Below are 10,373 nucleotides of genomic sequence, written 5' to 3'. Positions count from 1 at the left end.
CCTGATGTTCCAGGAGGGCCGCCGAGGATCGCTGGGAGCGGACGCCGATCACCTGGACCTCATTGGGCGCGGGCATCATCGGCGGGAAATGCCACCGCTCCTCCCTCTCCGCCTGCTAGTCGGTGTGCTCCTCTCCCTGCCGCTGACGGCTTGTTCAGGAGCACAGGGGCTGGCGGTCGAACGGGTAACGGCCGGAGGGAGGCTTTACACGGTGGCGGTGGTCGATCTCCGGCGGGACACTCTGCGGCTGCACTGGAAGAATCCGGCGACGGGCGGAACCTACGGCAGCTTCGAGCGGGTGCGTGAGCAGCTGGGCCGGGAGGGGAAGCGGATACTCTTCGCCACAAACAGCGGCATCTATGCCCCGGGTCTTCGCCCGCTGGGGCTGCACGTCGAGGACGGGCGAACGCTGGTCGGCCTCAACAACGCGCGCTCAGGCGGGAACTTCGCGCTGCTGCCGAACGGTGTCTTCTGGGTGAAGGGCGAGCGGGCGGGTGTGACGGAGACCGGGGCCTACCGTCGCCTGGGCATCTCGCCGACCTACGCCACACAGTCGGGGCCGTTGCTCGTGCAGGGGGGCCGTCTGCACCCCGCTTTCAACCGGAGCGGCACCAGTTTCAAAGTCCGCAGCGGGGTAGGCGTTTGCCGGGATGGTCGGGTGCGCTTCGTGGTGAGCGCAGGGCCGGTGAACTTCCATACCTTCGCGCTGGTGTTCCGCGACACGCTGGGCTGTCCGGACGCGCTGTACCTGGACGGCAGCATCAGCGCCTACGCGACGCCGGGCACCGATACCCAGTTCACGGACTTCGCGGGCATCTGGACTGTGAGCCGCTGAGCGTCCGCCCAAGGCCCGTCACGGCCGCACGGTGAGGTTGACCACACTGAGGGGCTCAGCGCCGGGGGCACCGATGGGGCGGACCTCGTAGGTGACGGTGCCCGCGCCGGGTCTACTCTGATAGCTCCAGCCGCAGGACGGGTCGAGGAGGATGTCCTGGTTGCCCACGACGCGGCCCGCGCGCAGGACGGTCACGCGGTAGCCCTCGCCCTGGCCGGCACCGCCGAACCGAAAGGGCTCGCGGACGGTCTGCCCGTCGGTGATGCTCAGGGTGTACTCGCGGTCACAGCCCCCGGCGGCCGGGAGCGCGCCGAAGTCGTCCACCGTCACGTCCACCCGGCCGAGTTCGGTGGCGTCCTGCGCGTACACGGCGTAGGTGTGAGGGCCCGGGCTGGGGCTGGGAACGTTCAGGCTCCAGGCCCCGTCGCCGCCCACCGTCACGCTGCCGAGGCTGGTGTCGTCTTCGAGGATCTGGAGGCTGTCTCCGGGCGTGCCGCTGCCGCGCAGGGTGAAGCTGCCTGCGGGCAGTTGCGCGCCCAGGGCGGGTTCGGCGATGGCGAAGGCCTCGCTCGGCGGGGCGGTGGGACCGGTGGCGAGAGGTGCTTCCGGGCTCTCCCCGGGGTCGGCGGTGGTCTCGGAGCTGACCCCGGCAGTCACGTTGACCCTCAGTTCCCCGCTGGTGGTATCGCCGCTGCCGCGAACGGTGTAGGCGTGCTCGCCCAGAGTGGGCTCGGGAAGCGTGACCTGCCAGGTGCTGTCAGCGCCGACCCGGGTGGAGGCGACCTCCAACCCGCCGTCCTCGACCGTCAGGGTGTCGCCCGGGCGGCCCGTGCCGCGCAGGGTGAGGTCCCCGAGGGGAAGGTCGGCCCCAGGGGCGGGGCTGCTCACCGTGATCCCCTCGCCGACGGCCCCGGCCGCCCCGAGGGCGGGGGTCGGCGCCGGGCGCGACCACAGGAAGTAACCCCCGCCCAACAGCAGGAGCAGCACCGGGATCAGCCACCAGGGGCCCCCCCGGCGCCGACGCCGTGCGGGAGCCGGGGAGGGGGCCGCCGGGCGGGGCGGGGCAGCGGTGGTTTCCGGGGAGACGGAGGCTTCCCCCGTGTCCGGATTGAGCAGGGACCCGAGCCCGGACAGGTCCGCCGGGAGGAGGGCGGGGAGGTGGGGCCCCAGCCCCCCGAGCAGGGCGCTCAGGCGCCGCGCGTCGAGGCCCCCCGCCCGGGCACGGCGAACGAGCAGACCCAGCACGAGGGGGGTGAGCAGGGCGAGCAGCCTCCCGGCGCTCTCCCCCGGGCCGCCGAGGGCCGCGCCGAGCCGGGCCCTCACCCCGTCGGGGTTGCCGAGCAGGGGGCCGAGCAGCCCCCGCCCCTGCCCCTCGATCTGGGCGACCCGGGCGGGGTCGTCGAGCAGGTGGGGGTTGAGGGCGCCGCCCGCGTCCATGAGCCGCTCGAAGTCGCTGCCGCGAGCGAGCAGCACGCCCGCCGCCGCCTCGCTGCGGCCCTTGCGGGCGATGGCGCCCAGGACGACGGGCAGCGCGGCCAGGGTGGCCCGCGCTGCCGAGGCCCCGCCGAACCCCGCCAGCGTGCCGAGGCGGGCGGCGGTGTCCCCCCCCAACTCCGCCCGCAGCCCCCCGATCAGATCCTGGGCGGAGAGCCCTCCCCGTGCGGGCCCCTGGGGGCCGGGAGCCGGGTCCGACAGGTAGGGCGCACCCGGCACGGCGGACACCACCAGTCGAGCGCCGTCGGCGGAGGGAGTGACGTGGTCGGTGGCCGTCCCCTCCACCGGCTGCCCGGCCAACATGCCGCGCGCACCAGGGAGGCTCAGCACGAGGGGGAGCGCCAGGTGCAGGAGGTGCCCCACGGCCGCCGGGTTCGCCGTGCCCGTCACCCGCCGCGCTATGGCCTCCGCCCGGGGGCCGAGCAGGGCGGGGCCGAGGAGTTGCCCGGCGCGCAGGAGGGCCGCCGCTCCTCCGGGACCGCCCAGCGCCGCCTCGACACTCGTGAAGCGGGGGAGGTTCTGGACGGCTTCCGCGATCCGGCGCTCGCCCTCGGGCGTGCGGGCGTGGTCGGCGAGCGCGGCGCGCAGCAGGGGTAACCCTTCCCGCAGGACGCGCTCGGCCTCGGCGGGCCCCAGCCCGGCCTCCCGCCCCAGCCGCCCGGCCTCCGCAGGACTGAAATCCGTGTGCCACTCCTCTGAACCGTTCATTCCACCTCCTGAGCAGTCCTTCGGCCCGTTACCCTCCACCCTACGCGTCCCGGGGCCAAGCCGTGTCCACAACTCCAGGCAACGCCAGCCACTTCCCGGGGTCCACTTCACCCTCCAGAGGTGGTCAGGCGGCAGGATGAGGGGCATGGCCCCGGACCACGACGTTCAGCCCCACCCGACCTCCCCCACCCGGCGCAACATCGGCGGCTCCTCGCCCTGGGAGGGAGTGGTCGGCTACTCGCGCGCCGTGCGGGTGGGCAACGTGATTCACGTCGCGGGCACGACCGCCACCGTGAACGGCGAGGTCGTGGCCGTCGGGGACGCCTACGGGCAGACACGGGTGGCGCTGGAGATCGTCGCGCGGGCGCTGGAGGCGGCGGGGGCGGGGCTGGAACACGTCGTCCGCACCCGGATGTACGTGACCGACATCGGGCAGTGGGAGGCGGTCGGGCGGGCGCACGGGGAGGTCTTCGCCTCCATCCGCCCCGCCGCGAGCATGGTGCAGGTCGCGGCTCTGATCGACCCCCGGCATCTGGTGGAGATCGAGGCCGAGGCCATCGTGCCGGAGGGGACGTGAGCGCCGTTTCTCCTCCCACCCACCTCCTCGGGGCCGCACCGCCTGCGGTCACCCGCCTGGGGCTCGGTCTTGCCGCGCTCGGGCGGCCCGGGTACATCAACCTGGGACATGGGGACGACGTGGGGACGGACAAGGACGTGGACGCCATGCGGCGACGGGCCTGGGAGGTCCTCGACGCGGCGTGGGGGGCGGGCGTGCGGTACCTCGACGCGGCGCGCAGCTACGGTGAGGCCGAGGATTTTCTGGGCGGCTGGCTGCGAGAGCGGGGGCACGGGGCCGCCGTGGGCAGCAAGTGGGGCTACACCTACACGGCGGGCTGGCACACGGACGCCGAACAGCACGAGGTCAAGGACCATTCCCCCGCCACCCTGAAGCGGCAGTGGCCCGAGACCCTGGCCGCGCTGGGCCGCCGACCCGACGTGTACCTCATCCACTCGGCGACGCTGGAGACGGGCGTGCTGGAAGACGGGCGGGTGTTGGCGCGGCTGGCGGCACTCGCGGGGGAGGGCGTGCGGGTGGGCCTGAGCACGAGCGGCCCCGCGCAGGCCGACACGCTGTGGCGGGCCCTGGAAGTCCAGGTGGACGGCGTGAACCCCCTGAGCGTGGTGCAGGCGACCTGGAACCTGCTCGAACCCTCCGCCGAGGGCGCGCTTGGAGAGGCCCACGCGGCAGGCTGGGGCGTGGTCGTCAAGGAGGGGGTGGCGAACGGGCGCCTGACCTCGCGAAGCTATCCCCCGCCCGCCCTCGCCGGGATCTGCGCCGACGTGGGCGCCACACCGGACGCGGTGGCCCTCGCCGCCGTCCTCGCACAGCCCTGGGCGGACGTGGTGCTTAGCGGGGCGACCACAACGGGACAGCTCCACAGCAACCTGCGCGCGGGGACGCTCCACCTCACGCCCGAACACCTGGACACCCTGCGCGGCCTCGCCCAGGCGCCGGGGGTGTACTGGCGGGAGCGGTCGGCGCTGCCGTGGACGTGAACGACCCGCCTGCGTGACCAGGTGGGCGGAGGGCGGACGGGAGGGGCGCGATGCTCAGGCGATCAAGCGGGTGCTGTGCAGGGCGGCCCGCTGCATCAGGATCAGGTAACCGGCGCTCTCATGGGAGAGGCGGCCCGCCGCGTGGAGGGCGCGTAGGGTCGGCAGGTGGTACAGCTCGCCGTCCTCCCCGCGCTCCATGTCGTTCGGGTCGAATGCGGCGAGCTTGAGGCCTTTCTTCGATTCATCCATACGCCCTCCCGACGCGCCTCAAAAATGAGGAGCTTCTTTAACCTTCCTGAAGTATTCACGCGCCGTCTTTCCAAAGCCTGACGGGGGGGAGAGAGACCTAGACGAGACCTCGTGCCCACCTCCAGGGAGACGGGATGGCTCATGGCCCGGCCCCTCGGTAGGGCAGAACGACGACAGGCCCGAAAGGGCAGCCGGGGATTCTCACTCCCAGCGGGCTTTCGGGGGGGCGGTCCTCCTAGAACCCTCGCCTCCCCACGTCCTCCCCGTCGGCGAGGGCTTGCAGGGCGGGGCGCAGCGCCGGGAGGTCCACCCTGGCCGTGTGCCACACGAGGGCGGGGTCGATGCCGAAGTAGTCGTGGGCGACGAGGTTCCGCACGTCACGGAGCAGGACCCACGGCACCTCGGGGTGGGTGTCCTGCACGGCCTGGGGGATGAATTTCGTCGTCTCGCCCAGCCGCGCGAGATTCCGCAGCACGGCGTCCCGGGTGCGCTCGTCGGCGAGGAAGGTGGTCGGGGTATGCCCGCGCGTGTAGGCGGTGACGCGGTCCACAGCGTCCAGCAGGTCGAACACCCGCCAGCGCCAACGCTTCGGACGGTGGGAGGGAAGGGGCGGCAGGCCGGAGTCGAGCACGTCCACGGCGTCTTCCAGGATCTCGCCGCGCAGGGGCGGCTTGAGGGCGCCTTCCGTCATCACGTCCACCCGGCGACGCAGGAGGTCCTCGAACACCTCCTTGGCGCGCATCAGGTCGAGCAGGCCCACCGCCCGGCCTGGGCCGAAGTCCACGAGGAGGTCGATGTCGGACGCCACCCCCGCCTCTCCCCGCGCCACCGAGCCGAAGACCCGCACCCGCGTCACGCCCGCCGCGCGCCACCGGGCCTCACCCTCACGCAGAACCCCGGCGACGGTGGGCAGGCGGAGGTCGGGAAAGAGGGGCGCGGGGGAAGGGGGCATCGGGGGACAGGATAGGGGCAGCGGGCCCCGGCCGTGGGGAGGATGCGCACCCCACGGTCCACCCCCGCCGTGTCAGGATGCTTCCCGGATGATCGTCGCCATTGGACACGACCTGATCGAGATCGAGCGCATCCGGGGCCTGCTTCGCCGGGAGGGGGACCGGGCGCTGAAGCTCTTCGCCCCCGCCGAACTCGCCTACTGCGCCCGGCTCGCCGACCCCGCCCCGAGTTTCGCGGCGCGCTTCGCGGCCAAGGAGGCCTTTCAGAAGGTGTGGCCGCGCCCCCACGGCTGGCGGGACGTATGGGTCGAGCGCGAGCGTACGCCGGACGGCCCCTTCCCCTTCGCCCCACCCGTGCTGGGCTTCTGCCCCGAGATCGCCCAGGAACTCGCGGCGCGCGGCTGGGTCGCCCACCTGACCCTGACCCACACCAAGGAACACGCCTCGGCGGTCGTGGTGCTGGAGGCGCGGTGATCAAACTGATCGCCACCGACCTCGACGGCACCCTGCTGCGCCCCGACCTGAGCGTGAGTGCGCGGACGCGGGCGGCCCTCGATGCGACGCGGGCGGCGGGAATTCACGTCGCTCCCGTCACCGCCCGGCAGCCGCGCGGGGTCAGGCGAGTCGCGGAGGCGGCGGGCTTCACCGACTACGCCCTGTGCGGCAACGGCGCGCACGGTGTTCATCTGGGGACGGGCGAGACGCTGTTCGAGGCTCACGTGACCGTTGCGGCGCAGCGGGCACTCGCGGAGGTCCTGGCGGCGCGGGTGCCGGGCGTCCTCTTCCTGAGCGTGCGGGAGCGGGGCGAGGTGTACGTGGCGCAGGAGGGGTACGCCGCCATTGCCCAGTTCAACGACCACAAACGCGAGCCTTTCGAGATGGGTCTTCATTCCCTAGACGACGTGCTCGCCGCCCCCAGCCTGAAGTTCATCGTGCGGCACGCGACCCTCACCCCGCGCGAACTGCTGGCCGAGGTGCGCGCCCTGAACCTCGGCGGCTTCGCGGTCACCCACTCGGGCGCGCCCTTCCTGGAAGTCCTCGCCGAGGGGGTCAGCAAGGCGTGGGGCCTCGCCCTCCTGTGCGGGCGGCTGGGAGTGGAGCGGGAGGAGGTGCTGGCCTTCGGAGACGCGCCCAACGACGCCGAGATGCTCGCCTGGACCGGGTGCGGCGTGGCGGTGGCGAACGCCCACCCGGAGGCGCTGGAGGCCGCCGACGAGGTGACCCTCTCCAACGCGGAGGACGGGGTGGCGGCCATGATCGAACGGTTAACGGGCCAATCGTCGGCGGGGTGACACCCGGGAGACGCGCGGGGCGCCTACGCTTGGGCATGAAGCCCTGGTTGCTGCTGGCCGCGCTGCTGGTCTGGGCGCCTCCCCCCGTTCTCGCCCGGACCGCGACGGTCCCGATCCCGGCACCGAGTACACCCGCCGAGCGCGAGGCCCTGACGCGGGGGCGGGCGCTCATCGCCGACTTCTACGCCCTGCGGCTCGAACGACTCTGGGGGGCCTTCACGACCGAGACCAAGGCGCAGTGGGGCAGCCTGGAGGCTTTCCAGGCCTTCCGCGAGGCGGGCGCGAGAACGTACGGGGCGGAGCGTCAACTTATGGCCGAGCGGACCTTCACGGACGCGGGCGTCACCTACTACGTCCGCAGCGCCACCTTCGAGCACGACCCCCGGACGGTGTGGGCCCTCGTCTTCGGCTTCGACGCGGTGGGCCGGGTGGGCTTATTTGGCATCGCCGCCCAGGGCGAGCAGGTGCCGGGGCGCATCGCGTTCTCCCCAGGGAACGTGAAAGACGCCCCCTGAGTCGGAGGCGTCCCTTCTTTCTCGACTGAAGTTCAGTCCGTAGCGGGTGCCGTGCCCTCGCGGCGTGGGGCGGGCGCCTTGCCGGCGAGGGGCCGTTCGGGCAGCGCGAGCGTGACGAGGAAGGCGAGGCCGACGAGCACGCCCGCGATCAGGAACACGTGGTCGATGGCGGTCGTCATGCCACCCCGCAGCGCCGCCAGGATGGGGCCGAAGAGATCGGAGGCGCCGAGCCGGGCCAGAGCTCCCTGAAGCTGACCCGCCGCCTCCGGGCTGGTGAGGAGGTTGGGGTTGGCGATGGCCTCCTGAAGGGGCGCGGGGAGCGCCTGGGCCTGCGCGGGCAACCGGGCCGCGAGGTTCTGCGCGAGCTGGGCGTTCACGAGCGCGCCGAAGAGGCTGACGCTCAGGGTGCCGCCGATCTGCCGGAAGAACTGGTTGCCGCCCGTGGCGCTCCCGAGTTGCCCCTTGGGCGCGGCGTTCTGCACCGCGAGGGTGAGCTGGCTATTGACCGGCCCGAGCCCGATGCCAAGAAGGACCATCAGCCCGACGGCAATCCACAGCGGGGTGGTCGTCCCCAGGGTCGAACTCAGGAACAGGGCGACGGTGGCGACGAGTGCGCCCGAGAGGATGAGCACCTTATACCGCCCAGTACGGCTCACCGCCTGCCCGCTGAGGGTGCTCGTCACGATCATCCCGAACATCAGGGGCGCGAGCGCCAGGCCGCTGCCACTCGCGGAGGAGGCCTTTACGCCCTGCATGTACAGCGGCAGGTACAGGATCGCCGCGTACATCCCCGCGCTCGTCAGAAAGCCCGCCAGCGAGGCGAGGGAGATCGCCGGGTCGCGCAGCAGCCGCAGGTCGAGGATGGGCCGCTCCTGCGCGCGGCTGTGCCAGCCGTACCACAGGCCGAGGACGAGGGTCGCCGCGAGCAGGCCCAGGATGCGGGGGCTGTCCCAGGCGTACGTGCCCCCACCCCACGAGAGCGCGAGCGTGAGGGTGATCACCGCCCCGCCGAGCAGGAGGGCGCCCAGAGCGTCGAAGTGCCCCTTGACCCCCGGGGCGGGCAGCCGGAAGAAACGCGCGATGAAAAACGCCGCGAGCACCGCGAAGGGCAGGTTCACGAAGAACACGCTCCGCCAGCCCAGGTGGTCGGTCAGGAAGCCGCCCACGAGCGGCCCCACCACGCTGCTCACGCCCCAGACGGCACCCGTGTAGCCCTGGTAACGACCGCGCTCGGCGGGGGTAAAGAGGTCCGCAATGGCCGTGAAGCTCATCGCCATCAGGGTGCCGCCGCCGATCCCCTGGAGGGCACGCAGGGCGATGAGCTGGCCCATGTCCTGCGCGAGGCCGAGCAAAACGCTCCCGAGGGTGAAGACGGCGATGCCCAGCAGCAGCAGCGGACGCCGCCCGTAGCGGTCGCTCACCGTGCCGACGATGGGAATGGTGATCGTGGTGGCGAGGGAGTAGGCGGTAAAGGCCCAGGCGTACAGGTGAAAGCCGCCCAAGTCGCTGATCACGCGCGGCATGGCGCTCCCCACCACGGTGAGGTTGAGGCTGCTCAGGAAGAGCACGGTCAGGATGCCCACGAAGGCGAGCGTCTTGTCGCGGGCAGAGAGGGTCAGAGCGTTCATGCCAGGGTCTCCTTCGTGGTCGGGGCGGGCTTCAGGTCAGCCTCCAGCGCCCTGAGTGCGGCCAGGGCGGCGCCGACGTGTTCAGCGGGTAGGGCCCCGAAGTGTGCGTCCACGATGTCCTGCGCGGTGGCGCGGGTGCGGCTGCGGGTCGCCTCGCCCAGAGAGGTCAGCCGGAGCCGTTGCCGCCGCAGGTCGCCGGGGTCCGTGACCCGCTCCACCAGCCCCTGCCCGACGAGTTTCGTGACGATGCGCGTGACGGTGGGCGCGGGGAGACGCTGGCGCCCGGCGACGCTGCCCGGTGTGTCCGCCCCGTCCATGATCGCGGCCAGCACGAGCAGTTCCTTGGTATTCAGCCCGAGGGCTGCTTCGAGCGGCTCGTCGAGCGCGGACAGGAAGCGCCGCGAGAGCCGCAGGGTCAGCCGCACGAGGTCGTACAGCTCAGATTGGGAGGAAGAAGCATCGATCATTCCAAACGAAATTATTTCAAATGGAAGGACTTGGGGCAACCCCTCCCCCGTTACGCCCCGGGGAACACGCGAAGTCCCTCCACCCCGTCCATCTGCTCGGACAGCCATGTCCCCCGGAGAAGGTGGGCCGCCAGGACGCCGGGCAGCCACGGCAAGGTGTCGGGCGGGAGGGCGTCCGGCGCGAACCAGGCGACCTCGGAGGTCTGGAGGACGGGGTGAGGCACACCCTCCCACTCCCGGGCCGCGAACAGGAAGTCGGCGCCCGCCACGCCGCCGAGGTCGTACCGGCTCACCCCCAGGGGTCGGAAGGAGGCCGGGGAGACGCCCACGCCGACCTCCTCCCGCGCCTCGCGCGCCGCCGCTTCGGCCAGGCCCTCGCCCCTCTCCACATGGCCGCCGGGCAGGCCCCACAGTCCCTCTCCGTAGGCGACGCCCGCGCGGCGACCCAGGAGGACGCGGCCCGCCGGGTCGAGGAGGACGGCCCACACCACCAGATGAAAGGTCATGGCCCAGCCTAGACGCTCCGGCGCAGTGCGCTATGCTGCGGGTGCGTCACCGGGGGTGCCCTGCATGGAGTAGGGCTGAGACATACCCCAGGAACCTGATCCGGGTCATGCCGGCGGAGGGAGCGTGATGCGCGGGCCCAACTTCTAGCAGGGTCCGTGTGCCCCTGCCCCT

General features: G+C 72.4%; 12 protein-coding genes and 1 riboswitch. Of the genes, 6 read left to right on the top strand and 6 right to left on the bottom strand.

The window, feature by feature from the left end; translation table 11 throughout:
- Positions 1 to 88: 88 nt before the first annotated feature.
- The gene (locus DAETH_RS04285) at positions 89 to 835 is read left to right on the top strand and encodes a phosphodiester glycosidase family protein (RefSeq protein ID WP_264776688.1); all 747 of its coding nucleotides are present in this window, start codon (positions 89 to 91) and stop codon (positions 833 to 835) included.
- Positions 836 to 853: 18 nt separating this feature from the next.
- Here DAETH_RS04285 and DAETH_RS04280 read toward each other — a convergent pair whose 3' ends face one another.
- Entirely contained in the window at positions 854 to 3,037 is a 2,184-nt protein-coding gene (locus DAETH_RS04280; protein WP_264776687.1) for a DUF937 domain-containing protein, read from the bottom strand.
- Positions 3,038 to 3,182: 145 nt separating this feature from the next.
- Here DAETH_RS04280 and DAETH_RS04275 point away from each other — a divergent pair, with 145 nt between their 5' ends.
- Together DAETH_RS04275 and DAETH_RS04270 are read left to right on the top strand one after the other, a co-directional pair.
- A complete protein-coding gene (locus DAETH_RS04275; RefSeq protein ID WP_264776686.1) occupies positions 3,183 to 3,614 on the top strand; it encodes a RidA family protein in 432 nt (143 codons plus the stop codon).
- The gene (locus DAETH_RS04270) at positions 3,611 to 4,594 is read left to right on the top strand and encodes an aldo/keto reductase (protein WP_264776685.1); all 984 of its coding nucleotides are present in this window, start codon (positions 3,611 to 3,613) and stop codon (positions 4,592 to 4,594) included. The genes DAETH_RS04275 and DAETH_RS04270 overlap by 4 nt, the downstream gene beginning before the upstream one ends.
- A 54-nt stretch (positions 4,595 to 4,648) precedes the next feature.
- On the opposite strand, the gene DAETH_RS04265 is transcribed toward DAETH_RS04270, so the two are convergent.
- Both DAETH_RS04265 and DAETH_RS04260 read right to left on the bottom strand, forming a co-directional pair.
- Positions 4,649 to 4,843, bottom strand: a complete 195-nt coding sequence (locus DAETH_RS04265; RefSeq protein ID WP_264776684.1) for a hypothetical protein — start codon at positions 4,841 to 4,843, stop codon at positions 4,649 to 4,651.
- 235 nt (positions 4,844 to 5,078) lie between these two features.
- Positions 5,079 to 5,795, bottom strand: a complete 717-nt coding sequence (locus tag DAETH_RS04260) for a HepT-like ribonuclease domain-containing protein (RefSeq protein ID WP_264776683.1) — start codon at positions 5,793 to 5,795, stop codon at positions 5,079 to 5,081.
- A gap of 88 nt (positions 5,796 to 5,883) precedes the next feature.
- Here DAETH_RS04260 and DAETH_RS04255 point away from each other — a divergent pair, with 88 nt between their 5' ends.
- The 3 genes from DAETH_RS04255 to DAETH_RS04245 are packed head-to-tail and all read left to right on the top strand — an operon-like array spanning position 5,884 to position 7,600.
- Positions 5,884 to 6,267 (top strand): 4'-phosphopantetheinyl transferase superfamily protein, encoded by a 384-nt coding sequence (locus tag DAETH_RS04255; RefSeq protein ID WP_264776682.1) that lies wholly within the window; start codon positions 5,884 to 5,886, stop codon positions 6,265 to 6,267.
- Entirely contained in the window at positions 6,267 to 7,085 is an 819-nt protein-coding gene (locus DAETH_RS04250; RefSeq protein ID WP_264777390.1) for an HAD family hydrolase, read from the top strand. The genes DAETH_RS04255 and DAETH_RS04250 overlap by 1 nt, the downstream gene beginning before the upstream one ends.
- 35 nt (positions 7,086 to 7,120) lie before the next feature.
- Positions 7,121 to 7,600, top strand: a complete 480-nt coding sequence (locus DAETH_RS04245; RefSeq protein WP_264776681.1) for a hypothetical protein — start codon at positions 7,121 to 7,123, stop codon at positions 7,598 to 7,600.
- Positions 7,601 to 7,632: 32 nt separating this feature from the next.
- On the opposite strand, the gene DAETH_RS04240 is transcribed toward DAETH_RS04245, so the two are convergent.
- From DAETH_RS04240 to DAETH_RS04230, 3 genes are read right to left on the bottom strand one after another with little or no spacing between them, the layout of a single operon-like run.
- Positions 7,633 to 9,228 (bottom strand): MDR family MFS transporter, encoded by a 1,596-nt coding sequence (locus tag DAETH_RS04240; RefSeq protein ID WP_264776680.1) that lies wholly within the window; start codon positions 9,226 to 9,228, stop codon positions 7,633 to 7,635.
- On the bottom strand, positions 9,225 to 9,695 hold the full coding sequence (locus DAETH_RS04235) for a MarR family winged helix-turn-helix transcriptional regulator (RefSeq protein ID WP_264776679.1): 471 nt from the start codon (positions 9,693 to 9,695) through the stop codon (positions 9,225 to 9,227). The genes DAETH_RS04240 and DAETH_RS04235 overlap by 4 nt, the downstream gene beginning before the upstream one ends.
- Before the next feature lie 50 nt (positions 9,696 to 9,745).
- On the bottom strand, positions 9,746 to 10,201 hold the full coding sequence (locus DAETH_RS04230; RefSeq protein ID WP_264776678.1) for an NUDIX domain-containing protein: 456 nt from the start codon (positions 10,199 to 10,201) through the stop codon (positions 9,746 to 9,748).
- Positions 10,202 to 10,242: 41 nt separating this feature from the next.
- Positions 10,243 to 10,341: riboswitch (TPP riboswitch) on the top strand.
- Positions 10,342 to 10,373 lie beyond the last annotated feature (32 nt).

The organism is Deinococcus aetherius (genome assembly GCF_025997855.1).
Taxonomy (GTDB): Bacteria; Deinococcota; Deinococci; order Deinococcales; family Deinococcaceae; genus Deinococcus; species Deinococcus aetherius.
This window is presented reverse-complemented; position numbering and strand designations above follow the sequence as displayed.